Source organism: Bacillus sp. N13C7 (assembly GCF_026790065.1).
Lineage (GTDB): Bacteria > Bacillota > Bacilli > Bacillales > Bacillaceae > Bacillus.
This window is the reverse complement of the sequence record NZ_JALAMO010000003.1, coordinates 169,929-196,536: the sequence shown is the minus strand read 5'-3', so window position 1 is coordinate 196,536 and position 26,608 is coordinate 169,929. Positions and strand designations below refer to the sequence as shown.

The 26,608-nt window shown below is 46.0% G+C and carries 26 protein-coding genes and 1 other annotated feature; of the genes, 16 read left to right on the top strand and 10 right to left on the bottom strand.

All coding sequences use genetic code 11. From position 1 onward, the window contains the following. Positions 1 to 141: 141 nt before the first annotated feature. Positions 142 to 1,344 (top strand): MFS transporter, encoded by a 1,203-nt coding sequence (locus tag MOB98_RS03835; protein WP_268360451.1) that lies wholly within the window; start codon positions 142 to 144, stop codon positions 1,342 to 1,344. A 36-nt stretch (positions 1,345 to 1,380) separates the two neighbouring features. Then, positions 1,381 to 1,578, top strand: a complete 198-nt coding sequence (locus MOB98_RS03830; protein WP_003222222.1) for a YwbE family protein — start codon at positions 1,381 to 1,383, stop codon at positions 1,576 to 1,578. Between the two features lie 34 nt (positions 1,579 to 1,612). On the opposite strand, the gene MOB98_RS03825 is transcribed toward MOB98_RS03830, so the two are convergent. After that, on the bottom strand, positions 1,613 to 2,800 hold the full coding sequence (locus MOB98_RS03825) for a class I SAM-dependent rRNA methyltransferase (protein ID WP_268360450.1): 1,188 nt from the start codon (positions 2,798 to 2,800) through the stop codon (positions 1,613 to 1,615). A 121-nt stretch (positions 2,801 to 2,921) separates the two neighbouring features. Here MOB98_RS03825 and glxA point away from each other — a divergent pair, with 121 nt between their 5' ends. Further along, complete coding sequence (gene glxA / locus MOB98_RS03820; RefSeq protein ID WP_003236077.1) at positions 2,922 to 3,302, top strand: glyoxalase GlxA; 381 nt, start codon at positions 2,922 to 2,924, stop codon at positions 3,300 to 3,302. Positions 3,303 to 3,353: 51 nt separating this feature from the next. Here glxA and celB read toward each other — a convergent pair whose 3' ends face one another. Next, entirely contained in the window at positions 3,354 to 4,688 is a 1,335-nt protein-coding gene (gene celB, locus MOB98_RS03815; protein ID WP_268360449.1) for a PTS cellobiose transporter subunit IIC, read from the bottom strand. 223 nt (positions 4,689 to 4,911) lie between these two features. Here celB and MOB98_RS03810 point away from each other — a divergent pair, with 223 nt between their 5' ends. The 3 genes from MOB98_RS03810 to sacY all read left to right on the top strand — a co-directional run bounded on the left by MOB98_RS03810 (position 4,912) and on the right by sacY (position 9,572). Beyond that, complete coding sequence (locus MOB98_RS03810) at positions 4,912 to 6,849, top strand: S8 family peptidase (protein WP_268360448.1); 1,938 nt, start codon at positions 4,912 to 4,914, stop codon at positions 6,847 to 6,849. A 447-nt stretch (positions 6,850 to 7,296) separates the two neighbouring features. Beyond that, on the top strand, positions 7,297 to 8,676 hold the full coding sequence (gene sacX, locus MOB98_RS03805; protein WP_268360447.1) for a SacY negative regulator SacX: 1,380 nt from the start codon (positions 7,297 to 7,299) through the stop codon (positions 8,674 to 8,676). A 53-nt stretch (positions 8,677 to 8,729) separates the two neighbouring features. Further along, positions 8,730 to 9,572: a transcription antiterminator SacY gene (gene sacY / locus MOB98_RS03800; RefSeq protein ID WP_268360446.1), complete on the top strand. Its 843-nt coding sequence runs from the start codon at positions 8,730 to 8,732 to the stop codon at positions 9,570 to 9,572. A 51-nt stretch (positions 9,573 to 9,623) separates the two neighbouring features. Here sacY and MOB98_RS03795 read toward each other — a convergent pair whose 3' ends face one another. Together MOB98_RS03795 and MOB98_RS03790 are read right to left on the bottom strand one after the other, a co-directional pair. Beyond that, a complete protein-coding gene (locus tag MOB98_RS03795) occupies positions 9,624 to 10,484 on the bottom strand; it encodes a glycosyltransferase family 8 protein (RefSeq protein WP_268360445.1) in 861 nt (286 codons plus the stop codon). A gap of 109 nt (positions 10,485 to 10,593) precedes the next feature. Continuing rightward, entirely contained in the window at positions 10,594 to 11,307 is a 714-nt protein-coding gene (locus tag MOB98_RS03790; protein ID WP_268360444.1) for a TIGR02206 family membrane protein, read from the bottom strand. Positions 11,308 to 11,456: 149 nt separating this feature from the next. Between MOB98_RS03790 and ywaE the strand changes: the two genes are divergently transcribed. The 3 genes from ywaE (at position 11,457) to ywaD (ending at position 14,984) form a co-directional block, all read left to right on the top strand. Beyond that, positions 11,457 to 11,972 (top strand): tyrZ transcriptional regulator YwaE, encoded by a 516-nt coding sequence (gene ywaE, locus MOB98_RS03785; protein WP_268360443.1) that lies wholly within the window; start codon positions 11,457 to 11,459, stop codon positions 11,970 to 11,972. Continuing rightward, positions 11,967 to 12,178 (top strand) — a binding site (T-box leader). It overlaps the preceding gene by 6 nt. Before the next feature lie 45 nt (positions 12,179 to 12,223). Continuing rightward, entirely contained in the window at positions 12,224 to 13,465 is a 1,242-nt protein-coding gene (gene tyrS / locus MOB98_RS03780; protein WP_268360442.1) for a tyrosine--tRNA ligase, read from the top strand. 151 nt (positions 13,466 to 13,616) lie between these two features. Beyond that, a complete protein-coding gene (gene ywaD, locus MOB98_RS03775) occupies positions 13,617 to 14,984 on the top strand; it encodes an aminopeptidase YwaD (protein WP_268360441.1) in 1,368 nt (455 codons plus the stop codon). A 28-nt stretch (positions 14,985 to 15,012) separates the two neighbouring features. On the opposite strand, the gene ywaC is transcribed toward ywaD, so the two are convergent. From ywaC to MOB98_RS03760, 3 genes are all read right to left on the bottom strand, one after another. Continuing rightward, entirely contained in the window at positions 15,013 to 15,645 is a 633-nt protein-coding gene (gene ywaC / locus MOB98_RS03770; protein ID WP_003222250.1) for a GTP pyrophosphokinase YwaC, read from the bottom strand. A 140-nt stretch (positions 15,646 to 15,785) separates the two neighbouring features. Further along, positions 15,786 to 16,721, bottom strand: coding sequence for a 1,4-dihydroxy-2-naphthoate polyprenyltransferase (locus MOB98_RS03765; protein ID WP_268360440.1), 936 nt, complete (start codon positions 16,719 to 16,721; stop codon positions 15,786 to 15,788). 160 nt (positions 16,722 to 16,881) lie between these two features. After that, positions 16,882 to 17,016, bottom strand: coding sequence for a hypothetical protein (locus tag MOB98_RS03760; protein ID WP_268360439.1), 135 nt, complete (start codon positions 17,014 to 17,016; stop codon positions 16,882 to 16,884). Between the two features lie 149 nt (positions 17,017 to 17,165). On the opposite strand from MOB98_RS03760, the gene MOB98_RS03755 reads away from it, so the two are divergent. From MOB98_RS03755 to MOB98_RS03725, 7 genes are all read left to right on the top strand, one after another. Beyond that, positions 17,166 to 17,315, top strand: coding sequence for a teichoic acid D-Ala incorporation-associated protein DltX (locus MOB98_RS03755; RefSeq protein ID WP_003227330.1), 150 nt, complete (start codon positions 17,166 to 17,168; stop codon positions 17,313 to 17,315). A 17-nt stretch (positions 17,316 to 17,332) separates the two neighbouring features. After that, entirely contained in the window at positions 17,333 to 18,844 is a 1,512-nt protein-coding gene (dltA, locus tag MOB98_RS03750) for a D-alanine--poly(phosphoribitol) ligase subunit DltA (RefSeq protein WP_268367224.1), read from the top strand. Then, positions 18,841 to 20,028 carry a D-alanyl-lipoteichoic acid biosynthesis protein DltB gene (gene dltB, locus MOB98_RS03745; protein ID WP_003227327.1) on the top strand — a complete coding sequence of 396 codons (1,188 nt, stop codon included), beginning with the start codon at positions 18,841 to 18,843 and terminating at the stop codon, positions 20,026 to 20,028. The genes dltA and dltB overlap by 4 nt, the downstream gene beginning before the upstream one ends. Before the next feature lie 16 nt (positions 20,029 to 20,044). Then, positions 20,045 to 20,281 (top strand): D-alanine--poly(phosphoribitol) ligase subunit DltC, encoded by a 237-nt coding sequence (gene dltC, locus MOB98_RS03740; RefSeq protein ID WP_003227325.1) that lies wholly within the window; start codon positions 20,045 to 20,047, stop codon positions 20,279 to 20,281. Beyond that, the gene (dltD, locus tag MOB98_RS03735) at positions 20,281 to 21,459 is read left to right on the top strand and encodes a D-alanyl-lipoteichoic acid biosynthesis protein DltD (RefSeq protein WP_003227323.1); all 1,179 of its coding nucleotides are present in this window, start codon (positions 20,281 to 20,283) and stop codon (positions 21,457 to 21,459) included. Before dltC ends, dltD begins: the two co-directional genes overlap by 1 nt. Positions 21,460 to 21,546: 87 nt before the next feature. Further along, positions 21,547 to 22,305, top strand: coding sequence for an SDR family oxidoreductase (locus MOB98_RS03730; protein WP_268360437.1), 759 nt, complete (start codon positions 21,547 to 21,549; stop codon positions 22,303 to 22,305). A 141-nt stretch (positions 22,306 to 22,446) separates the two neighbouring features. Beyond that, a complete protein-coding gene (locus tag MOB98_RS03725; RefSeq protein ID WP_187953060.1) occupies positions 22,447 to 23,538 on the top strand; it encodes a branched-chain amino acid aminotransferase in 1,092 nt (363 codons plus the stop codon). Between the two features lie 33 nt (positions 23,539 to 23,571). On the opposite strand, the gene licH is transcribed toward MOB98_RS03725, so the two are convergent. Genes licH through licC form a run of 3 tightly spaced genes read right to left on the bottom strand, consistent with a single transcriptional unit; the run spans position 23,572 to position 26,606 of the window. Continuing rightward, on the bottom strand, positions 23,572 to 24,900 hold the full coding sequence (licH, locus tag MOB98_RS03720; protein ID WP_268360436.1) for a 6-phospho-beta-glucosidase LicH: 1,329 nt from the start codon (positions 24,898 to 24,900) through the stop codon (positions 23,572 to 23,574). Beyond that, positions 24,897 to 25,229 carry a PTS lichenan transporter subunit IIA gene (gene licA, locus MOB98_RS03715; protein ID WP_268360435.1) on the bottom strand — a complete coding sequence of 111 codons (333 nt, stop codon included), beginning with the start codon at positions 25,227 to 25,229 and terminating at the stop codon, positions 24,897 to 24,899. The genes licH and licA overlap by 4 nt, the downstream gene beginning before the upstream one ends. 18 nt (positions 25,230 to 25,247) lie before the next feature. Continuing rightward, a complete protein-coding gene (licC, locus tag MOB98_RS03710; protein WP_268360434.1) occupies positions 25,248 to 26,606 on the bottom strand; it encodes a PTS lichenan transporter subunit IIC in 1,359 nt (452 codons plus the stop codon). Positions 26,607 to 26,608: the final 2 nt, after the last annotated feature.

The window sequence follows — 26,608 nt, the reverse complement described above, 5'->3', positions numbered from 1 at the left end:
TCAAACTTGAAGGTGTTTTTTATTTGTCTCATCTTATGGGGTCAGTCCCCTCAAGGGCAGTTTTTTTATGTGCTTCCCCTTATTGAAAAGCTGGCAAATTCCAATATAATGTAATTTGTGGATACCAAAGGAGGCACCCCCATGCACAACTTGCAGGTGAGACGGCACTACGCCGCGTTAAAAGGATTTTATTTGTTCGCTTTTCTTGGCACGGGCAGCATTATTCCCTTACTCAGTATGTATTTAACGAAAGAACAGCATTTAAGCGGATCACAGGTCGGCTTGATCATGTCACTCGGACCGATTGTGATGATTTTCTTTCAGCCTTTTTGGGGAATGCTGAGCGACTATACGCAAAAAACGAAAAGCCTGCTGGCGGTTTGCACATCAATCACAGGTATCATTGGATTAGGCTATATTGCATTTGACGGCTTCCCGCTGTTTATTTTGATTGCAGCCTGTTTTGCAGCCTTTCAAAGCACGATTATTCCATTATCGGACAGCATTTCATTAAGGTACACACAAGCAACAAACGGCAACTACGGCGGAATCCGCCTTTTTGGTTCTCTCGGCTTTGGCATTGCGGTATTCGTCATGGGACAGGTGACGAATCAGCTGTACCCCATTCACGTGATCTTTATCTTTGGCTGTGGCTTTCTGTGCATTGCCGCCATATTGGCCTCTCAAATGCCGGGCCAGCAGAAAACCAAAACAAAGGTCAATATCCGCAAAGGATTCCGGGAGCTGATCAGCAACAAAACCTTCCTCATCTTTATGATCATCACTTTTACGACATTTGCTCCAAACTTAGCGAACAATACGTATTTCAGTCTTTTTCTGGACAAAAGCGGCGCGTCTCTTTCCGCTATCGGCATTTTATTTTTCATCGGCGTGATTTCAGAAATACCATTTATGCGATTTACCCAAACATTTATAGATAAAATGGGACTGCTCAACGTCATTATGCTGTCAGGCGGAGTCTCATTATTCAGATGGGCGCTCTATTTCACAGCGCCTTCATTATGGATCATCTATGCGACGGTTTTTCTTCAGGGAGTGGCCATCGGTTTATTTATCCCAGCGGCGCTCCAATACGTAAAAAGGATTACCCCGAGCCACGTTGAAGCGACGGCGCTGACCATGTACGCCGCCATCGGCAATGGATTCGGCAACTGGTTCTGTACATTCGCAGGCGGGTACATTTTTGATTACGTGTCGATCTTCGCGGTCTACTTGCTTTTTGGCATGTTGAGCATAGCAGGCTTTGGACTGACATTATATTTAATGAAGGCTGAAAAAAACAAAAATTCACTTCATCAGCCGGCTGTTACTTTTAAACCGTAATGTCTATAATGAACAAAAGGAAAGGGGATGTACGCTATGAACGGGCAAGAGCGAAGCAGCATATCGAAAGGATTACAGGTTGATATTGTGTTGAAAGCAGATCAAAAAACAGGAAAACTGACGAGAGGGACAGTGAAGGATATCTTGACGAAATCAAGCTTTCATCCGCACGGCATTAAAGTACGGCTTGAAGATGGCCGCATCGGCCGCGTCCAGAAAATCATTTCTACATAGAAAAAGCTGCTCCTGAACAGGGCAGCTTTTTGCTTTATTTTTTCTGCAGAAAGACCACTTTTAGGTAGTTGCCTTCCGGAAATGCCGAAATCGTTTTGAAATCCTCCGGCAGCGTAAATTCCTCAATAATTGCGTAGCGTTCATTTGTTTCTTTGAAGGCAGCATCGATAAAGCCTTTGAATTTCTTCATGCCGAAGGCGCTGCTGTTTGTGGAAGCAACGATGATGCCCTTGTCAGCTGTGATAGCGATCGTTTCCTTCAGCAGGTTTTTATAATCCTTGGCCGCGCTGAAGGTGCGTTTTTTTGTTCGCGCAAAGGAAGGCGGGTCAAGGATAATCAGATCAAATCGCAGATCCTTTCTGGCCGCGTACGAAAAATAGTTAAACACGTCCATCACTTTAATGTCGTGTGCTTCGTAATCCAGCTTGTTCACGCTGAATTGCTCGATCGTTTTCGCCAGGCTCCGGTTTGCCACATCCACGCTTGTTGTTTTCTCCGCTCCGCCCAGCGCCGCTGCCACAGAGAATGCACCCGTATAAGAAAATGTGTTTAGAACCGTTTTCCCTTTGGCATACCGGTCTCTGATCGCCTTGCGTACATGTCGTTGATCCAAAAAAATGCCCGTCATGGCGCCTTCATTCAGATCCACCGCGTATTGAATGCCATTTTCCTGAATGATGATCGGGAACTCGCCTCTTTTCCCTTTCACGAAGTCATCATCTTCAACGTATTGGCCAGCCGTGTCGAAGCGTTTTTTCTCGTAAATCGCTTTATAATCAAGATCCAGCTCATCCAATGCGGACATCAGCATGTCTTTAAAGGTGTAAATGCCTTTGCTATACCATTGAACCAGCAGGTAGCCGCCATAATAGTCGATCGTGACACCGCCGATGCCATCGCCCTCACCATTGAACAGGCGGAATGCCGTTGTATCTTGGGCAGCGAATAGTTTGGTGCGCGCTTGGAGTGCTTTTGTTAATTTACTGAGAAAAAATGCCTGGTCAATCTGTTCATGTTTATTGCGGGTAAGCGCCCAGCCGACCCCTTTGTTTTGCAGGCCATAGTAGCCCCGTGCGAGAAACTCGCCATTCTCAGACACAATATCAAGGAGGTCTCCTTCTTTCACGTGCCCCGCACTCCCTGCGAGAGCTTCCTTATCGATGAGCGGATAGCCTTTTTTAATTTTTGCAGCGTGTGCTTTCTTTAGGGTGAGTAGCTTCATATTTGTTCGTCCTCTTTCTGTTTGCTTTCTCTTATCGTACCACAAAACGCCAAGATGTCTGCATTGACAGAAAGGAAAGGTTTTTCTACGATAGACAAAAAGAGTTACGAGGAGGAGCAGCATGGCAAAACGAATTGACCATACAGGCATTATGGTAAGAGATATCAACGCGTCCATCACATTTTATGAAGAGGTTCTCGGCATGAAATTGAAGGATCGCATCACACACACAAACGGTGTTATCGAGCTTGCTTTTCTCGGCTTTGAAGATGGCCCAGAAACGGAAATCGAACTGATTCAAGGTTACAGCAGCGAGCTTCCTGTCGAAGGAAAAGTGCACCACATTGCCCTGCTGACGGATGACATTGCGGCTGAGTATACAAAAGCAGAAAGAATGAACGCGAAATTCATCGACGAAGAGATCACAACACTTCCTAACGGGTACCGTTACTTTTATATTGAAGGTCCTGACGGCGAGTGGATTGAGTTCTTTCAACGGTAGAAAAAAAGCAGCATAACGCTGCTTTTTTCCATTATTTAAACGCTTATAAAATCACGACACATTTTTACCCCCGGATTCCACCGCACTCTCTTCCTTCCATTTCTGATGATCCCATATTCTAAAAAACGGATAGTAGATGGCGCAGGTGATCAGTAGATTCACCAGCTGCATAACGGCGCCCGATACCTTTCCGCCTGTCGCCAGGTAACCTGATATGAGCGGCGGCATCGTCCACGGCACGGCGATTCCGGCCGGCCTTGCCACGAGTCCAGTGCTCATGCCGATATAAGTTGTTGTTATTGTGAGGAGCGGCGCGATGATGAATGGAACAATGAGGAGCGGGTTCATGACAATCGGCATGCCGAAAATGATCGGCTCGTTGATATTAAATAGCGCAGGGCCAATCCCTAATCGGCCAAGCTGCTTCATTTGTTTGCTCCGGGAACGCACCAGCATCGTCAGGACAAGCGCCAGCGTCGCTCCGCTTCCGCCGACATTGATCCAAATTTGAAAAAACTGGGTTGTAAAAATACTTGGCAGCGCCTCTCCCGCTTGGAACGCGAGACGGTTGGCATCCATTGCGCCATACCAAATCGGCGCCATAATTCCGCCAATGATGGAAGCCCCGTGAATCCCGCACGACCAAAGCAGCATCTGCACAAATTCAGCAATCAGGCTTCCGCCGAGACTGCCGCCAAGGATAGAAAGCGGTGTGCCGAGCAAATCTCCCACGACGTTGTGCAGGCTCTGAAAAGGCGTCATTTCAATCAGAAGGCGCGCCAGCCACACGAGAAACACAATGATAAAGCCGGGAATCAGCGCGACAAACGATTTGCTTACCGCCGGCGGCACGCCGTCTGGCATTTTGAAGACGATATTTTTTTGAATAATGTACCGATAAATTTCAGTTGAAAACAAGGCAATCAGCATAGCCACAAATAAACCCTTGCTGCCAAGCAGTGTGATCGGGATTCCGCCCCCTACCATGATGGGTTCCGTTGAGCCACCCGGTGTAAACGGCACCTCAAACGGTGTTGCCAGCAGAAATGCAGCAATTGAAATCGCTCCGGCAGAAAGGGCATCGACACCATAGCTTTCTGCCAGCCGATAGGCGATCCCAAAAGCCGCAATCATCGCCATAATATCAAACGAAGCGTTAACAGGATATCCGAGCTTATCGGCCCACTCGTTCCCAAACACACTCGCCATGAAATCAGCATACCCCGGAATCGGCAGGCTCGTTAAAATTAAAAAGACAGACCCGATAATAATCAGCGGCATGGTCAGGATAATTCCGTCACGCAAAGCGCTGAGATGCCGCTGCCCGGCAATTTTCCCAGCGACAGGCATTATTTTTTCCTCCATCACCCGAGTGAATGCGCTCATTTGAAAAGCCCCCTTTTCTCATTGCTTTATGAACAACCTTCGCAATGTTTTCTTTATCTTATTTTGAAAACGCTTACAAATTCATCTGGAAAATTTCCTCTTCCTCCGGAAAAAATCTGCATGGCGCTAAGCAACGCTGTCCATAAAAAAATCTCTTCCTTACTATCAAACTCTCTTTTTCCTCCGATATATATATCAAACATCATAGAAAAGGAGATCAGTCATGAAAAACATGTCTTGCAAACTTGTAGTATCAGTCACTTTGTTTTTCAGTTTCCTCGCCATAGGCCCTCTCGCTCATGCGCAAAACAGCAGCGAGAAAGAAGTCATTGTGGTTTATAAAAACAAAGCCGGCAAGGAAAGCATCCTGGACAGCGATGCTGAGGTAGAACAGCAGTATAAGCACCTTCCAGCAGTAGCGGTCACAGCTGATCAGAATACAGTCAAAGAATTACAAGAGGATCCTGATATTTTGTATGTCGAAAACAATGTCTCATTCACCGCAGCAGGCAGCACGGATTTCAAAGTGCTGTCAGACGGCTCTGAAACCTCTGACAACTTCGAGCAATGGAACCTTGAACCCATTCAGGTCAAACAGGCTTGGAAGGCGGGACTGACGGGCAAAAATGTCAAAATTGCCGTCATTGACAGCGGAATCTCCCCCCACGAAGACCTGTCGATTGCCGGCGGGTATTCAGCAGTCAGTTATACCTCTTCTTACAAAGATGATAACGGGCACGGAACACATGTCGCAGGGATTATTGGAGCCAAGCATAACGGCTACGGAATTGACGGCATCGCACCGGAAGCACAAATTTACGCGGTTAAAGCGCTTAATCAGAACGGCTCGGGGGATCTTCAAGGTCTTCTCCAAGGGATCGACTGGTCGATCGCAAACGGGATGGACATCGTCAATATGAGCCTTGGCACGACATCAGACAGCCAAATCCTTCATGACGCTGTGGACAGAGCTTATGAAAAAGGCGTTCTGCTCGTCGCCGCAAGCGGAAACGACGGGAACGGCCACCCAGTCAACTATCCGGCGGCGTACAGCAGTGTCGTTGCGGTTTCAGCGACAAACGAAAACAATCAGCTTGCCTCCTTCTCATCAACAGGAGATGAGGTTGAATTTTCAGCGCCGGGAACAAACATCACGAGCACTTACTTACACCAATATTATGCGACAGGGAGCGGAACATCCCAAGCGGCACCGCACGCGGCCGCCATGTTTGCTTTGTTAAAACAGCGTGATCCCGCTGAGACAAACGTGCAGCTTCGCGCAGATATGCAGAAACATATCGTTGATCTTGGAACCGCGGGCCGCGATCAGCAATTTGGCTACGGCTTCATCCAGTATAAAGCTCAGGCAACAGATTCAGCGTACACAGCGGCAGAGCAAGCGGTGAAAAAAGCGGAACAAACAAAAACACAAACCGATATCGACAAAGCGGGAAAACTCGTCAGCGAGCTGCCGGATTCTGACGCCAAAACAGCCCTGCAAAAAAGGCTGGATAAAGTACAAGCATACCGATATGTAAAAGATGCGAAAGACAAAGTCACAAAGGCAGAAAAATATAAAACCCAGCAAACCGTCGATACAGCACAAGCTGCCATTCACAAGCTGCCGAACGGAACAGACAAAAAGAACCTGCAAAAACGCCTAGACCAAGTAAAACGCTACATCGCGTTAAAGCAGGCGAAAGAGAAAGTGGCGAAAGCGGAAAAAAGCAAAAAGAAATCAGATGTAGACAGCGCACAATCGGCAGTCAGCAAGCTGCCGTCAGGTTCAGAAAAAACATCTCTTCAGAAGCGCATTACCAAAGTGAAAAGCACCAATTTGAAAATGGCGCAGCAATCAGTCGCCGCAGCAGAAAAGAAATCAACTCAGGCAAATGCGGCAAAAGCACAATCAGCTGTCAATCAGCTTCAAGCAGGCAAGGACAAAACGTCATTGCAAAAACGGTTAGAAAAAGTGAAGAAAAAAGTGGCGGCAGCCGAAGCCAAAAAAGTCGAAACTGCCAAAAACAAAGTGAAAAAGGCTGAAAAGGACAAAACAAAAAAATCAAAGGCATCCGCTCAGTCTGCAGTGAATCAATTGCAAGCATCCACTGAAAAAACAAAACTGCAAAAACGGCTGAATGCCGTTAAACCGAAAAAGTAACCCAAACGCCTGTAAGACCTGTATTCTGGGTCTTACAGGCGCTTTTACATTCCCAAACATCACATACAACCTTTTTCCCATTCATCGCACAGGCTTTTCATACTATTGCTATCCAGCTATGAACAGCATAAAATGAACGTTATTACAGTTATCACCACATATGGCGGGATTGTGACTGGTCAGGCAGGCAAGACCTAATGATGCAAAGGGAGTATTAGTGCCTTAAAATTGAGGGCATTTTAACTCTTCTTTTCGTGTTGGGCTCATAACGGCGCCATGGACAATCCCTATTCTCATGCTCCGTCACCGACGCGGGCATTTTTTGTTGTCCTAGCACGTTTTGTCATTTTCAGCCGGTAATTCTCACTTTTTTCATTTTGATTGTCAACTTTTCATTTGATACGATGAACAAGCCGACTTTTCTTCAGCAAAGGAGGTTTTGATTGTTTGCAAAAAGAGATTGCAAAAGAATTATTGCTCCTCGCAGGAGGAAAAAGCAATATTATCAGCATCAGCCATTGTACAACCCGTCTTCGTTTTGAGGTAAAAGACGAGACGAAAATCGATATACATGCTATTGAAAACCTGCAAGGTGTGCAGGGCACCTTTTTCCGATATGGGCTATTCCAGATCATCTTCGGAGCAGGCGTCGTCAACAAAATATATAAAGAAGTCGTTCACGTGTGGGAGGCCGCACCTTCTGAAGAGCCTGTTCAACAGAAAAAGGCGAGCAAAAAGCTGAACCCTGTCGCAGCATTTGCAAAAACACTGTCCGATATTTTTGTGCCGATTATCCCGGCAATCACAGCAAGCGGCCTTCTCATGGGGCTGATCGGCATGATTAAGGTGTTTCACTGGTTCGCAGCCGACAGCCCATTGATCAAGATGCTCGACCTCGTGTCCAGCACAGCCTTTATTTTGCTGCCGATATTAGTCGGCTTCAGTGCCGCACGGCAATTTGGCAGCAATCCATATTTAGGGGCAGTAATAGCAGGGCTTTTGACGCATCCTGATCTGCTGGATCCGTCTATGCTCGGCAGCAAAACCCCCGCTTCACTAGACATCTGGGGGCTGCATATTCCAATGATGGGCTATCAAGGCTCCATTATCCCGATTCTTCTCTCCGTTTATGTCATGAGCAAAATCGAGAAGCTGTTAAAATCGATTGTGCCGAAGTCGCTTGATGCCGTCATCATTCCTTTTATTACAGTCATGGTGACAGGATGCCTCGCGCTGATTGTGATGAATCCCGCCGCATCCATCATCGGCCAGATCATGACACAATCGATTGTCTATATCTATGATCACGCCGGCATTGCTGCCGGAGCCCTGTTCGGCGGCATCTACTCCACCATCGTTTTGTCCGGGTTGCATCATAGCTTTTATGCGATTGAAGCAACGCTGCTTTCCGATCCGCATGTCGGGGTGAACTTTTTAGTGCCGATATGGTCGATGGCAAATGTGGCCCAAGGCGGAGCGGGACTTGCGGTTTTCTTCAAAACGAAACAATCAAGACTGAAGAAAATTGCGCTCCCCGCTTCCCTTACCGCGTTTTTAGGCATTGTGGAGCCGATTGTATTCGGGGTCAATGTCAAACTGATCCGGCCCTTTATCGGGGCTGCCATCGGCGGGGCTATTGGAGGCGCATATGTGGTTGCGATGCATGTTGTGTCGAATTCCTACGGGCTGACAGGCATTCCGATGATTTCAATCGTGCTGCCGTTCGGCGCTGCTAATTTCGTTCATTATATGATCGGTTTTTTGATCGCGGCCGTCTCTGCTTTTATAGCTACATTGTTTCTCGGGTTTAAAGAAGAGACAGAATAACTGGATTTATTCGTTTTCATTCATAAAACGGGGGATGAAAGGACAAAAGAGCTATGAAAATTAAAAGAATCTTAAATCATAATGCTATCGTCGTAAAGGATCAAAATGAAGAGAAGATTCTCTTAGGTGCAGGAATTGCGTTCGACAAAAAGAAGAATGATATTGTCGATCCGTCAAAAATAGAAAAAACCTTTGTCAGAAAAGATACACCTGATTATAAGCAGTTCGAAGAGATTTTAGAAACATTGCCGGAAGACCATATTCAGATTTCCGAGCAAATTATCTCCCATGCCGAACAAGAGCTGAACATCAAAATCAACGAGCGTATTCATGTCGCTTTTTCAGACCATCTCTCCTTTGCAATCGAACGCCTCAGCAATGGAATGGTCATCAAAAACCCGCTGCTGAATGAGATCAAAGTCCTTTATCCGAAGGAATTCCAGATCGGCTTATGGGCCAGAGCGCTGATTCAAGATAAACTGGGGATTCACATTCCTGATGATGAAATCGGCAATATCGCCATGCATATCCACACGGCTAGAAACAATGCCGGTGACATGACGCAGACACTTGATATTACAACGATGATCCGTGATATTATCGAGATTATTGAAACTCAGCTGTCAATCAATATTGTGGAAGATACCATCTCTTATGAACGGCTTGTGACGCATCTCCGCTTTGCCATTCAACACATCAAAGCGGGCGAATCCATTTACGAGCTGGATGCAGAAATGATCGACATTATTAAAGAGAAGTTTAAGGATGCCTTCCTGTGTGCCCTAAGCATCGGCACATTTGTGAAGAAGGAATACGGGTTTGAGTTTCCTGAAAAAGAATTGTGCTATATCGCCATGCATATTCAGCGGTTTTATCAACGGTCAGTGGCGCGCTGAGGCAAACAAAAAAACGCTTTTGAGATATCAAAAGCGTTTTTTATATTCAATTTATTGGTTGATCGCCGGGTTCCCAATCGTATTCCACTTCGTATAGGACATGTAATGGAAATACTCCTCGCGATACGGATGTTTTGTATTGGAGTTCCAAGGTTTTTCTCCGCCGCAGAAGTGCACGATTGCCGGGTTTTCTCTCGTTTCATTATATTGCTTCCGCCCTAACAGAGTCGGTGGTGTTTTCAATTTTAACATGATATATGTTTGAGCGTTCCAGCGCGGATGAAGTTCATACCACTGATCATACAAGATCGCATTCAGTGCATCTTGGTCATGCAGCACAAGAAAGTCTTCGTCTGGGTGTTCATTGATAAAGTTGATGACTTTTTCTGTGATGTTTTGCTTTCTCCAAGACTCAAAATCAATAATCATGATACCTGAGTTAAAATACTTCCCTGTATCAGTGACGTTCATTTCTTTCAGGCGTTCATGCTGCCCCGCATCCTCAACAGCGGCTACGGTGTATGGCGCAATGTCCAAGTCCCATAACTTCGAAATATCCTCCAAGACAAGCGCGTCACAATCGATATAAATCATTCGCTTGATGCTCTCATCCTTAATTAAGTCTGGGATTGAAATGCGGTAATACGCGGCTTTTGTAATATGGCTGCTTTCTACCGCATGCTCATACATATTGGTATCCACTTCTAAAAACTCAATCGGCACGCCGAATTTCAATGTGGTTTCTTCCAGTCTTTTTTTGTTATCAGGTTTAATTCCGCCATCTATGACGTATAATTTTACTTCTCTCTCCTGATCCATATTTGTCAATAAAGAAACGAACATCCCACCTAAATGACGAGCATAATTATCATCTGCGCATGATACGATATGCATGATTTCATCTTTCCTCAATGGTATTCATCTCCCTTTTTGTTGTACAAGTTACATACCCTTTTTCAAAAAAATAAACACGTTCTCCGACAATTTTTTAAACAGAATGTGTCATACAACAAAAAAGATGTCATTTTTTAAACATGCGATAAAGCCAGTAGAGGATGTAGAAGCTGGCAATCGTTATGGCTTCAGCCGAAGCGATATACCACGGCCACGGCCCGAGAACATCCAAGAGAGAAGAGCCTCCCGGTTTTTTCGTCAAGTACATATAATTCGCGCCAAGCCAGCGATCAAGCAGATAAATGCAGACTCCATACACATTGACAATCAGGACGGTCACCCATAAAGAGCGCTGGCTCATTCTATAAGTGCCAACCACCGCCATCAGCAGGCAGGATAAAAACACAGATCCGTGCGAAATAAAAAAGAGGATATATCGAACATGCGGAAATGAAAACATACCGAGGTCAGGTGTCAAAAGAGCCTGAATCGAGCTCCCGATGCCGACAAAATATAAGAAGACAAACAGCTTTCTGTTTTTTGTTACCAGCATAATGGCCGACAAATACACCGACAAGTCACTAAGCTGGAGAGGCAATGAAGTGCGCACAGACCACCTCCCCGTTGCGATCATCCATATTTGATAACCGATTTGCGAACCAACCAGCAGAAACACAAACAAATAGCGCAGAAACAAGCTGAGTTTAGGCCGCCTGACCAGTTCGCGGAACAGAAACAAAAAAATGGCCAAAATGGCAATCACCGCTAATGTCACCACATGCTCTGCTGAAAAAAGGTGAAACGGATCATGTTTATAGACGGATTGAACATATTTTTGCAAGATGGCACCCCCGTTTGCGGGTTTTTCTTTAGTTTGGTGTTTTTTTGGCTTTTTTTATTCACCGATATATAGGCTTGAAGTTCACATCAGACTCTGTTACAATTCGTTTCATAGCTAATGATTCAGATAACTTAAGGCAGGCTTAAACAATGAAACGTTCTCATCCACATCAGCAGCTTCGAAAAGAAGAACACGACACACTTTCTAAGCTTACACAAATGCCCATTGAGTCACTGAACCTGGAAGCCATATCGATTGCGACAAACCTGTATCGATCTGCACAAAGGCTCCGTGTCAAAATGGAGACTGAGGTTCTTTCTTCCTATAACCTTTCTTGGACCGCTTTCTCCATTCTTTATGATCTATGGGTATGGGGAGCGCTCGAAACGAGAAAAATCGCTGAGCTGTCAGGGATATCTACAGCTACAGCAAGCAACGTGATCAAAACGCTCGAAAAAAAGGAGTTTTGCCGAAAAAGCATCGACACAAGGGATCGGCGACTCGTGTTTGTCTCCATCACCGATTCCGGCAAACAAGCGATCGAAGAGCTCTACCCGGAGTTTCACAAAGGGGAAACAGAGCTCATTGCAGGCATGACAAAAGATGAGCAGAAAACACTGACAGGGCTGCTCAGAAAGGTCGCTGACAATCTTCATACAACATAAGCTTTGACGGGAATCCAGTAGCGGTTTGTCTCCCTGTTTCAGAGAGCCGGCGGAAGGTGCGAGCCGGCACACAGCAAACGTGAATTACCTCCCCGAGCTTTCTTTGTGAACCTTAGTAGCAAAGAACGGGAAACCGTTATTCGAATGAGCGGAAGACGATGTCTTCAACCAGGGTGGTACCGCGTGCATTGAGCCACGTCCCTTATCGGGATGGGCTCTTTTTTGTGTTTCAAAAAAAGGAGGAAGAACGAATGATGAAAACATTTGACCAGCTCACAGCTGCACAGCAAAAAGAAGTCGAGAGACAGCTTCAGCTATACATGACAGGCGCCCAAGAAGTCATACCGCCGGAGGAATTAAAGGCAAAGCTCGTGAAATCAATTTCGACAGGCACACCGCTAAAAATTAAGCTCGGATTAGATCCATCTGCACCGGATGTGCATCTGGGCCATACGGTGGTGTTAAACAAGCTGCGCCAATTTCAAGAAAACGGCCACATTGTCCAGCTGTTAATTGGGGATTTCACAGGAAAAATCGGTGATCCGACCGGAAAGTCAGCAGCCAGAAAGCAGCTGTCCGATGAAGAAGTTCAGCACAATGCCAAAACATACTTTGAGCAATTCGGAAAAGTACTGGATCCAGACAAAATTGAGCTTCACTACAACTCGAAATGGCTGAAGACATTGAATCTGGAGGATGTTATTGACTTGGCAGGCAAAATAACCGTAGCCCGCCTCATGGAACGCGACGATTTTGAAGAACGCATCGCCATGCAAAAGCCGATTTCGCTCCATGAATTCTTTTACCCGCTGATGCAGGGATACGATTCCGTCGTTCTTGAAAGCGATATTGAATTAGGCGGAACAGACCAGCATTTCAATGTGCTGATGGGCCGGCATTTCCAAGAACGATACAACAAAGAAAAACAAGTCGTCATCCTTATGCCGCTCTTGGAGGGCTTAGACGGGGTTGAGAAAATGTCGAAATCGAAACACAACTACATCGGCATTGACGAACATCCAAACGACATGTACGGAAAAACGATGTCACTGCCAGACAGCCTGATGAAAAAATACATCCATTTGGCAACGGACTTAGAGCTAGAAGAGAAAAAACAGCTCGTGAAAGAATTAGAAACCGGCACCGTCCATCCGCGGGATGCCAAAATGCTTTTAGCCAAAACAATCGTCCGAATGTATCATGGAGCGGAAGCCGCTGAGACTGCCGAACAATCGTTTAAAACCGTCTTTCAGGAAAACAGCCTTCCTGATGATATTCCGGCTGTCCAATGGGAAGGCGAGAAAACAATCTCGATTGTCGATCTGCTCGTTACATTGAAGCTCCTCTCTTCGAAGAGCGAGGCACGCCGCATGATTCAAAACGGGGGTATCCGCATCGACGGAGAGAAAATAACAGATGTTCACGCCAATGCAGAAATAAAGGAGAATATGATTATCCAAGTCGGCAAACGCAAGTTTTTAAAGCTCCTATAGCCTAATATCCCAAAACGCTTATGACTCTTCATTCATAAGCGTTTTTTTGCAGGTATAAAGCACTGTCTTTTCAAAAACGCTCTTCATTTTGCAGGAAATTCCTTTAGCATCCCGAAATATTCTCCATCCATACATTAGGGGAGGGTTTTTGATGAAAAAGCTTTTGACTGTAATGACGATGGCCGTTTTAACTGCCGGAACGGTTCTCTTGCCGGCACAGAGTGTCACCCCTGCCGCGCGCGCTGTACAAATATCAGTTAGCGAGAGAGAGCTCCCATTCAAAGCCAATCGCGCGTACTCCACCATTTCTCAGCTAAGTGAAGCCATCGGCCCTAGAATAGCCGGAACTGCCGCTGAAAAAAAGAGCGCTCTATTGATCGCCTCATCCTTGAGAAAATTAAACCTTGATGTGAAGGTTCAGCGGTTTGGTATTCCTGACCGGCTTGAGGGAACGCTGTCTTCAGAAGGGCGCGATATTCTTCTTCGGGCGGCATCCGGCTCAGCCCCGACTGAAGAACAAGGGCTGACGGCCCCGCTTTTCAATGCTGGTTTGGGATATCCAAAGGACTTTACCGCTGACGCCAAGGGCAAAATCGCCTTGATATCCAGAGGAGACCTTACATTTTATGAGAAAGCAAAAAATGCCGAGGCCGCCGGTGCGAAGGCTGTCATCATCTATAACAACAAAGAAAGCCTCGTGCCTGTGACGCCAAACCTATCGGGAAATAAAGCCGGCATTCCTGTTGTCGGAATTAAGAAAGAAGACGGTGAAACCCTTACCCAGCAAAAAGAAGCCACCTTAAAACTAAAAGCATTCACAAACCAAACCTCCCAGAACATCATCGGAATCAAAAAACCAAAGAATATCAAACATCCAGACATTGTGTATGTGACAGCCCATTACGATAGTGTTCCTTTTTCGCCCGGAGCAAATGACAATGGCTCAGGAACCTCTGTCATGCTGGAAATGGCGCGCGTCTTAAAAAGCGTTCCATCTGATAAAGAAATCCGCTTTATCGCTTTCGGCGCTGAAGAGCTCGGCCTGCTTGGCTCCTCTCATTATGTAGATCATCTACCGGAAAAAGAGCTGAAACGAAGCGAAGTGAACTTCAATTTAGACATGGTAGGCACAAGCTGGGAGCGTGCGTCTGAGCTGTATGTCAACACATTGGACGGCCAATCGAACGATGTTTGGGAATCCAGCCATACGGCTGCTGAAACAATTGGGTTTGACAGCCTGTCTCTGACACAAGGAGGATCATCAGATCATGTGCCGTTCCACGAAGCCGGCATTGATTCCGCCAACTTTATTTGGGGAGACCCGGAAACCGAAGAAGTTGAGCCGTGGTACCATACCCCTGAAGACTCAATCGAACATATCAGCAAAGACCGCCTCCAGCAGGCCGGCGATCTTGTGACAGCCGCTGTCTATCAAGCTGTGAAAAAAGAAAAGAAACCGAAAGCCCATCAGAAACAAATGAAGGCTAAAGCCTCCGACATTTATGAAGATATCAAATAAAAAAGACGGCACTTGGGTGCCGTCTTTTCTAATCCACTTCTTTCTTAATCCCCAGCATTTTTTCATCTAAATAATGGGCGATCTCCGCGGCTTCCTTCAGCTCATCTGTTAATTGCTTAGGAACGTCATTGTTCAATTTATAGTAAATTTTATGTTCAAGGCTCGCCCAGAAATCCATCGCAATCGTCCGGATCTGAATTTCTGCTTTGACGTATTCCACACGGTTCGTTAAATTCACAGGCATCTCGATGATTAAGTGCAGGCTGCGGTAGCCGTTCGGTTTTGGCGTCTGGATATAATCCTTCACCTTTACAATTCTCAAATCCTCATGCTGCTTCAACACATTCACGACATTATAAATGTCAGAAATAAAGGAACAAATGATGCGCACGCCGGCAATATCGTTGATGTGCTCCTTCATTTCCTTCGTCGTAATCTCGCAGCCCTTTCTCATTAATTTATTCACGATGCTTTCAAAGCTTTTGACACGGGATTTCGTATGTTCAATCGGATTGTGTCCGTGAATGAGGTTATATTCCTGGCTGATAATTGAGAACTTTGTATCCAGCGCATCAAGCGCAAATTTATAAACTAATAATTCATTTTTCCAATCTTCCATTACTGTTTTTAAATCGTCCATATGTGTTACAGATAAATCCATTTTTTTCATCTCCTTTAACGGATCTTTATCCGCTGTCCATGTACTAGACGTACCTGTCTGCTGCAAGGTTCTATGAATTATTTTACAAAATGCGGTCGATTGTAACAAAAAAAGACCGCACGAAACGAGCGGTCTTTTTTTTATCGGAAGTAGCTGATCAATAATCCGATCGAGAGCAGAAATCCGAAAAATGTATTCGTTTGGGCTGTTGATTTCATTGCGACAATCATATTCATCGGCAATTCTTTTTGGACGAAGCCCTTTACTGCCTGAACTGGCTTAGGCACGCTTAAAAAGACAACAAACAGCCACGGGCTTGCGGCACCTGTAATCACCAAGCCGACAACCCAAATATAGGCGACAGCAAACGACGCAGCCAAGAGAGTGACAGCACCCTTATGCCCCATCAAAATCGCCAATGTTTTGCGTCCGCCTTTTTTGTCCTCTTCAATATCGCGGATGTTGTTCGACAGGTTAATCGCACCGACAAGAATCGCAATCGGAATTGAAATCAAAATGCTTTGCGTATTGATCATATCAGTCTGGATGAAAAATGAAATCAGCACAAACACCGATCCCATGCAAATGCCTGAGAATAACTCACCAAACGGCGTGTATGCAATTGGCAGCGGCCCTCCTGTATACAAGTAGCCGATCGCCATACCGACAAGGCCGATCAAAGCGAGCCACCAGCTGCTGCTCGCGCAAATATAAACGCCGAGCAAAATGGCGATCCCGTATGATGCGAGAGCCAATTGCAAAATCGTCTTAGGCTTCATTCCATGGCGTACAATTGCCCCTCCGATTCCGACAGATTCTGCTGTATCCAGCCCGCGTTTAAAATCATAGTATTCATTAAATAAGTTCGTCGCGATCTGGATCCATAGGCAAGAAAACAGCATAGCCAGAAACAGCAGCAGATCAACCTTCACATAAAACATCGCCAAAACGGTTCCGAGCAGCACAGGCACAAACGATGCAGTTAACGTATGGGGACGGGTTAACTGCCAAAGGATCTGCCCCATGCTTTCTTTCTGCGGCGCTGTCTGACCCTCACCCTTATTTGTTTGGTTCATCTTCCTCTTCCTTTCTATTAAAAGGCTTACTTTTTTCAGCCGGCAGCTTGATAAAAACTCCTTTTGCTTCCTTATCTATCATAATGACTTCTCCCCCATTTCACAAGATACCGCAAGAAGGCGTTTTCTTTCTTATTATACGCTTTCGGCCCCGATTTCATTAGGTTTCTGCTTTTACCTGAACGAGCTGGCACGGAAAAATTTTTTTAAGTGCATTACGCTTTTTAAAAGTTAAAAAGATCTTTTGACTCCATTCATCTTTTCCTTTATTATGAATCAGCTTGAAACATTCCATTCTCACTCTTGCAGGTATAAAGATTCATTTTCAAAAACAGACGCCGATATATTAATTTGAGGGAGATTAGGGAAAAAATGAAACTTTTTGAGCATCTGATCGTCAAATACTCATGTGATTGTCGAAAAAACGGGAAGGGAATTTTTAATATGCTGCAATTGATGAAACAGCTGTATGAAAAGCCCGCTGTCAAGTGGACATGTCATACAGGCTTTTATTTGATGATACTGCTTGTTTTGTTTTTTATGTATGGTTTTCACACCGCGAATACCGGTTCATATATTTATAACGATTTCTAATTGGAGAGAGAATAACTATGAAACTTTTACATGCTATTCAAACACATGCGGAAACTTATCCGCAAACCGATGCCTTCCGCTCTCAAGGCCAGTCGCTCACCTATCAGGAATTATGGGAGCAGTCTGACCGTGCGGCTGCCGCGATCCAAAAACGCATTTCTGGGGAAAAGAAATCTCCTATCCTTGTGTACGGCCATATGGAGCCGCATATGATCGTTTCCTTCTTAGGAAGCGTCAAAGCGGGACACCCTTATATTCCGGTTGATCTGTCCATTCCGTCCGAGCGGATTGCGAAAATTATCGAAAGCTCTGGAGCAGAATTGCTAATCCATGCTGCCGGACTTTCAATTGATGCAGACAGCTACCGCATTCAGACGGTTTCGGCAGAAGAACTGCTGGAAAACGAAGGCGGCTCTGTCAGCCAAGATCAATGGGTCAAGGAACACGAGACGTTTTATATCATTTACACTTCCGGAAGCACAGGAAATCCGAAAGGCGTGCAGATTTCCGCTGCGAATCTTCAAAGCTTCACAGACTGGATTTGTGCAGACTTTCCAGTGACCGGAGGAAAAACATTTTTAAACCAAGCGCCGTTTTCATTTGATTTATCTGTTATGGATCTTTATCCGTGCCTTCAATCAGGCGGGACTTTACACTGCGTGACAAAGGATGCTGTGAATAAGCCGAAAATCTTATTCGAAGAACTGAAGAAGTCCGGGCTGAATGTATGGACATCGACCCCTTCCTTTGTGCAGATGTGCCTGATGGACCCTGGTTTTTCTCAGGACCTGCTGCCTGAGGCAGACACATTTATGTTTTGCGGAGAGGTTCTTCCGGTTTCTGTGGCAAAAGCGCTGCTTGAGCGTTTTCCGCAAGCAAAGATTTTTAATACGTACGGTCCGACTGAAGCGACAGTGGCTGTCACATCTGTTGAAATTACAAGTGACGTCATCAGCCGCAGCGAATCGCTTCCAGTGGGCTTTGCCAAGCCAGATATGAACATTTTCATTATGGATGAACAAGGACAGCCGCTTCCTGATGGAGAAAAGGGAGAAATCGTCATTGCGGGGCCGAGCGTAAGCCGAGGCTACCTTGGTGAGCCAAAGCTGACGGAAAAAGCGTTTTTCTCTTATGAAGGCCAGTGGGCATACCGAACTGGTGATGCCGGCTATATTCAAGATGGTCAGATTTTCTGCCAAGGGCGGTTGGATTTCCAGATTAAACTTCACGGCTACCGAATGGAACTGGAGGAAATTGAGTTCCATGTCAGACAGTCTCAGTACGTTCGCTCTGCTGTCGTGATTCCGTATCAGCCAAACGGAACAGTTGAGTACCTGATCGCTGCTATTGTGCCTGAGGAGCATGAGTTCCAGAAGGAATTCCAGCTGACAAGCGCCATTAAGAAAGAGCTTGCCGCTTCCCTTCCGGCGTATATGATCCCGAGAAAGTTCATCTATCAGGATCATATTCAAATGACGGCCAACGGCAAAATTGACCGGAAACGCATCGGCGAAGAGGTTCTTGTATGACGCCTTACAGCTCGTTTTTATTCTTTATACTGCTTGGCATTCTTCTTCTGCCGACGATCATTCTCGGCCTGAACGGAAAAAGATTTCAAGCATACAACATGTTCATATCTATCATTATATTGGCTTTAATTTTTTCGCACGACTTACACGGAGTCATCGCACTGTGCCTGTTTACAATATGGCAGGTGCTCCTGATCAGCGGCTACCTGGCATACCGGCAGAAAGCGAACAGCGGCTTTGTCTTTTGCGGAGCTGTTATCGCGTCGATTCTGCCTTTATTTCTGTCAAAAATATGGCCGTTTCTTTCACACCCGCAGCCGCATCACCCGCCACATAACCTGATCAGCTTTTTAGGGATTTCGTATTTAACCTTTAAAGGCGTTCAGCTGATTATGGAAGCAAGAGACGGCCTGCTGAAAGAACAGCTGCCGCTGCACCGCCTGCTGTATTTCATCCTGTTTTTCCCGACGATTTCCTCCGGTCCGATCGACAGATACCGTCGGTTCGTCAAGGATGAACAGAAGGCTTGGACAAAAGAAGAATACGCTGATCTATTGTACACAGGGATTCATAAGATCTTTATCGGTTTCCTGTACAAGTTTATTATCGGCTACGCAATCAATACGTACTTCATCATGAATCTTCCCGCGATCACGCACAATAAGATTCTCGGGAACCTGCTGTACATGTACGGCTACAGCATGTATTTATTCTTTGATTTCGCCGGCTACACAATGTTTGCCGTCGGGGTCAGCTACATTATGGGCATTAAATCACCGGAAAACTTTAATAAACCGTTTATCAGTAAAAATATTAAAGATTTCTGGAATCGCTGGCATATGTCTCTGTCATTCTGGTTCAGAGATTATGTGTTTATGAGATTCGTATTTTGGATGACTAAGAAAAAGTGGATCAAAAACCGTATGGCCGTCTCAAACATCGGGTATTTCCTGCTGTTTATGCTGATGGGGGTTTGGCACGGGCTCGCGCCGCAATATATCATTTACGGCCTCTATCACGCCGTTCTGATGACGTGTTACAACTTTTTCGAGAAGTGGAATAAGAAATATAAATGGCTGCCGTCCAACCGCTGGACAACCATTCTCGCGATTGTGATCACATTCCATTTCGTTTGCTTCGGGTTTTATATTTTCTCAGGAAAACCATTTCATCACCACCATTAAAGGAGATTAGATAGCTATGGATTTTAAACAAGAGGTATTAGACGTTTTAGCAGAGGTTTGCCAGGATGACATCGTAAAGGAAAATCCTGATATTGAAATTTTTGAAGAAGGTTTGCTTGATTCTTTTGGAACAGTAGAATTGCTGCTTGCGATTGAAAACCGTTTTGATATTTTAGTGCCGATCACTGAATTTGACCGGGACGTTTGGAATACACCTAACAACATTGTAAATCAGCTGTCTGAGTTGAAATAATGAAAAAGCGTTTTTTCGGTCCAATTATTTTGGCGTTTATTCTATTCGCAGGCGCCATCGCAATTCCATCTTCATGGCTGACAGGCTTCATCACCGATAAGCGTGTGAAAGAGTCAGCAACAGCCTTGAATCCGAGTATGTTTCAAGGGCTATATTTACAAGATCAGATGCTCAAAGATCCGACATATCTTCCGATTTACGGGTCTTCTGAGCTTTCTCGGCTGGACGAGTTCCACCCATCTAATTATTTTCAGGTAAACAATGAGGGATTCACGCCATACCTTGTCGGCAAAGGCGGGTCCCAGTCATTGATTCATTCTTTAAACTTCGCTGCCCATATGGATCAGCTGAAGGGCAAAAAAATCGTATTCATCGTGTCTCCGCAATGGTTTATTAAGCGCGGGTCTGATGAACAGCATTTCGCGCCGAACTATTCTGCACTGCAAGGGCTTGATTTGGCATTTAACGATCAGATCGACCCTGAAATTAAAAAGAAAATGATGAAACGCATGCTGCGCTTTAAGGCTGTGCAAAACGATGCCATTCTTTCTGAGCTGTACAAAGCAATGGTAAACGGCCAGACGTGGAAAGTGAACGCGCTGAAGCCGGCGGCGAAAGTGTATTACAGCATGCTGGAAAAGAAAGATCTGTATTATTCAACGACAGAATCATCCGGGCCAAAGCGCTATATCTCGCAGTCAGTAAAGGATAAGTCATGGTCTGAATTGAATAAACTGGCGGATCAATCAGGCAAACGCCACTCCGGTTCTAACGATTTTCACATCGACAACCCTGTCTATAAAAAGCTGAAGCCGAAAGTGCCTAAGCTGAAAGGGAAAAACAAAGGAAGATCGTATGCGGTGTCACCGGAATATGGCGACTTTGAAATGATGCTCGATATCCTGAAGGATGCGGGCGCAGAGCCTATGTTTGTCACCATCCCTGTCAACGGAAAATGGTACGACTACACAGGCTTCCCGAAAAAAGGCCGCACTGATTATTACAAAAAAGTGAATAAGCAGATTAGAGCGAAGGGCTTCCAGGTTGCTGATTTTTCGGGGCATGAATATGACCCGTATTTCATGAAAGATACCATTCACATCGGCTGGAAAGGCTGGGTGTATGTCGATAAAGCAATTGACGAATTTTACAAAACCGGAAAAGTCACTTCCTCCTGAGCATCTCATAGGACACGGCTGCATATTTCCTGCTAAGATTTCAAATAGTAAAGGAATCACAGCCAACTAGTTAGAGGTGGTATATCAATGAAGATGACAGGCAATACGGTTTTAATCACAGGGGGTTCAGCCGGCATCGGGCTTGAACTGGCCAAGCGCCTGCTGGAACTTGGCAATGAAGTCATTATTTGCGGACGCAGCGAGGCGAGGCTTTCAGAAGCGAAGCAGCAGCTCCCAAACATCCATACAAAGCAATGTGATGTTGCAGACCGTTCGCAGCGGGAGGCATTGTTTGAATGGGCTCTAAAGGAATTCCCGAACCTGAATGTTCTCGTCAACAACGCCGGCATTCAAAAGGAAATCGACTTCAAAAAAGGGACAGAGGAGCTGTTTGTAGACGGAGATGAAATTGAACTTAATTTCCAAGCGCCTGTCCATTTATCAGCCCTTTTCACACCTCATTTGATGAAGCAGCCCGAGGCGGCAATCGTTCAGGTCACGTCGGGACTAGCGTTTAACCCGTTAGCTGTTTATCCGGTGTACTGTGCAACAAAAGCGGCACTTCACTCATTCTCGCTTACGCTCAGACACCAGCTTCGCGATACGAGCGTGGAAGTGATTGAAATGGCGCCTCCTATGGTGGACACGGGACTAAACCAAAAATCACGGGATAAACAAGGCCTGACATACCGGGGCATGTCAGCTGAAGAATATGTTCAATATTTCTTGGACGGCTTGAAAGAAGGGAAACAAGAGATTACAAATGAACGTGTTGAAGGTCTTCGGAATGCCACTCGCGCTGATTATGACAGGGTGTTCCAACAAATGAACGCGCAGGAGAATTAATTTCTCCTGCTTTTTTCTTATGAATTTCTTACAAATTTGAGCAAACCTATTGCGAATATTTGTTGAAGGTATACAATAGAATATAAATTATTTTCAAATAAGTTTGATAATATAAACAATTTAACAACAGGGAGATTGACCATGACTAAACAAACGATTCGCGTTGAATTAACATCAACAAAAAAACCGAAACCAGATCCAAATCAGCTTTCATTCGGAAGAGTGTTTACAGACCACATGTTTGTAATGGACTACGCGGCGGATAAAGGATGGTATGATCCAAGAATCATTCCTTATCAACCTGTTTCAATGGACCCGGCCGCAATGGTATATCACTACGGCCAAACTGTGTTTGAAGGATTAAAGGCCTATGTGTCAGAGGATGACCATGTCCTGCTTTTCAGACCGGAAAAAAATATGGAACGCCTGAATCAATCAAACGACCGGCTCTGCATCCCGCAAATTGATGAAGAACAGGTTCTGGAAGGCTTAAAACAGCTTGTTGCGATCGACAAAGACTGGATTCCGAATGCAGAGGGCACGTCCCTTTATATCCGTCCGTTTATCATCGCAACCGAGCCTTTCCTCGGTGTTGCAGCATCTCATACGTATAAGCTCTTTATCATTCTTTCTCCGGTCGGCTCTTATTACAAAGAAGGCATCAAGCCGGTCAAAATCGCTGTTGAAAGTGAATTTGTGCGTGCGGTAAAAGGCGGAACGGGAAATGCCAAAACCGCAGGGAACTACGCTTCAAGCTTAAAAGCGCAGCAGGTGGCTGAAGAGAAAGGATTTTCTCAAGTACTCTGGCTGGACGGCATTGAGAAGAAATACATTGAAGAAGTCGGAAGCATGAATATCTTCTTCAAAATCAACGGTGAAATTGTAACGCCAATGCTGAACGGAAGCATCCTGGAAGGCATTACGCGCAATTCCGTCATCGCTTTGCTTAAGCATTGGGGCCTTCCGGTTTCAGAACGGAAAATTGCGATCGATGAGGTCATCCAAGCCCATAAAGACGGCATCCTCGAGGAAGCCTTCGGCACAGGCACAGCTGCTGTGATTTCGCCGGTTGGTGAGCTGATCTGGCAGGATGAAACACTGTCGATTAACAACGGTGAAACAGGTGAAATCGCCAAAAAGCTATATGATACGATTACAGGTATTCAAAAAGGCGCTGTCGCTGATGAGTTCGGATGGACGACTGAGGTTGCAGCACTGACTGAAAGCAAGTAAGCAAAAAGCCGGCCCACTGAAGGCCGGCGTTTTTTACGCTTCAATTTTGTTAAAGAACTGCGGCAGGTACGCTTTGTGCGCCTCCAGCATGTCGTCTAAAATCTGCTTGGCGACCTTGTCAGATGGGACGAGCGGATTAATGGTCATCGCGAGAAGTGCTGTTTGATAGTCGCCTGTAACTGCCGCTTCTGCCGCGACCCGCTCAAAGGATTTGATTTGCTGGACAAGGCCCCGGACAGATACCGGCAGATCGCCGACAGCAATTGGCTTAGGCCCATTTTTCGTCATGACACAGTTCACTTCAACTGCGGAGTCGTCTGGGATGCTGGCTATTGCGCCATTATTGACCGTGTTCACCGGCTGAATGTCGTGTTTATCATTGTAAATGGAACTGATTAAATTACACGCTGCATCGCTGTAGTAAGCGCCGCCCCGTTTTTCCAGCTGCGGCGGTTTGATCGCTAGGTTTGGATCTTTGTAAAGCTCGAACAGCTCTTTTTCAACCTTTTGCACGACTTCAGCGCGTGTGCCTTCTGTTTGTGATGCTTCCAGCTCATGCTCCAGCATCTCTTTCGTTTTGAAATAGTAACGGTGATAGCCGCAAGGGATGATATCGAGCGCTTTTAAAAATTCCGGCTCCCACTCTGCACCCGAAATGTTTTTCATCGTCATCGCGTTTTTCGGATCACCCATGGCTTCAATGACTTGCTCCTTCACACTGACACCGTCCAAGAAGACATCCAGCCCGAATACCATATGATTCAGTCCGGCGAATTGGACTTCTATGCGGTCCACATCTACATCAAGCGCTTTGGCTACACCCATTTTGATGCCGATTGGAACGTTACAGAGACCGACGACTTTCTTCAGGTTGGAGTAGCGAAGCAAGGCTTCTGTCACCATGCCGGCCGGGTTTGTGAAGTTAACAAGCCAAGCGTTCGGGCAGAGCTCTTCTATGTCCTTTGCGATCTCAAGGATGACCGGAATTGTGCGCAATCCTTTGAACAGGCCTCCCGGGCCGTTCGTTTCCTGGCCGATGACCCCGTATTTTAATGGAATGCGTTCATCCTTGGCTCTTGCCTGCAGAAGTCCGACGCGGAATTGAGTCGTGACAAAATCTGCGTCTTTCATCGCTTTTCTCCGGTCGAGCGTAAGGTGAATGTCGATCGGGACACCGGCTTTTTCAACCATCCGTTTGGCGAGCGTGCCGACAATATTCAGCTTCTCTTCGCCCTCAGGGATATCGACGAGCCATAATTCACGGACAGGCAGTTCATCATACCGTTTAATGAACCCTTCCACGAGCTCTGGCGTGTAGCTTGAACCTCCGCCAATCGTTACAATTTTTAATCCTTTTGTCATATGCTTGCTCCCCTTTGCTCGGTGATTTTTTCATATAACGCAATGAACTCCGCCGCGAGATCCTTCACTGTCATCGCATTCATTAAATGATCCTGTGCATGAACCATCAGAAGCGTCATTTCCGTCCTTTCTCCGCCCGCTTCATTTTGGATCAGCTCTGTCTGGTAATGATGGGCTTTTGTTAATTCTTCTGCGGACTCTTGAAGCTTTTTCTGCGCTTCTTCTGCGTCACCGCTTTTCGCAGCAGCAATGGCCTCCATGGCGGAGCTCCTGCCGTTTCCTCCGTGAAGAATAATTTGAAAAATGATTTGCTCCATTTTCTCATTCACGCGATTCACTTCCTTTCTCTACAGAGCCGCTTCTTTGTCATCTGATGCTGCAGGTGTTTGGATCAGCTCCAGATCGTTTTCTTCTCTCAGCTTCTGTTTATCCCACATTCTGAAGAATGGATAATAGACAACAAAGGATACAGCGATATTAATGGCTTGCATGACCGCGCCTGAGACTTTTCCTCCTGTCGCCAAATAGCCTGAAAAGATTGGCGGCATGGTCCATGGGACTGCGATACCCGCCGGTTTGGCGACAAGGCCGGTGCTCATTCCGATATAAGTGAGTGTCACTGTGACAAGCGGCGTGATGATAAACGGAAGTAAGAGCATCGGGTTCATGACGATCGGCATTCCAAATATAATCGGTTCGTTAATATTGAAGATGGCCGGACCGATTGCAAGCTTTCCGAGCTGCTTCATTTGTTTGCTTCGGGCGCGCAGGAACATTGTGACAACGAGTGCCAATGTGGCTCCGCTTCCGCCGATATTAATCCAGATATCAAAAAACTGCTGGGTGAAAATTTTAGGCAGCTCCTCGCCGGCTTGAAACGCGATTCGGTTGGCGTCCATGGCGCCGTACCAAATCGGTGCCATGACGCCGCCGACAATATTGGCGCCGTGAAGCCCGCAGGCCCATAAAAGCATTTTGACGCCTTCCGCAACGAGGCTGCCCCCCAGGCTTCCGCCAAGAATGGAAAGCGGCGTCCCCAATAAAACGCTTACAATATTATGAAGGCTTTCAAACGGCGTCGCTTCAACAAGCAGCCGGGCTGCCCAGATCAGGAAGATGACCGCAAAGCCGGGGATTAACGCGACAAATGACTTGCTGACTGCCGGCGGAACGCCATCCGGCATTTTGAAGACCAAGTTACGCTGGATGATGAGACGGTAAATCTCTGTCGACACCATCGCGATAATCATGGCGACAAACAGGCCTTTGCTTCCCATCAGCGAAAGCGGAATTCCGCCGCCGACCATAATTTCTTTCGTCGAACCATCAGGTGTAAACGGTACTTGATACGGTGTCGCTAACAAAAATGCCGCAAGGGAAATGGCTCCTGCCGACAAGGCATCGACGCCGTATTTCTCGGCGAGCCGGTAGGCGATGCCGAATGCGGCGACCAGTCCCATAATTTCAAAGGTGGCGTCGACTGGGTAGGCCAGTTTTTCAGACCAGGAGCTGCCAAACGTTTTTGCCATAAACTCGGCGTATCCCGGGATCGGGAGGTTGCCGATAATGAGGAAAAAAGAACCGATGATAATCAGCGGCATCGTGAGGATGATACCATCACGCAGTGCCTGCAAATGGCGCTGTCCCGCAATTCTTCCAGCTATAGGCATAACCTTTTCTTCTAAGATCTGATTGACTTTATTCACAC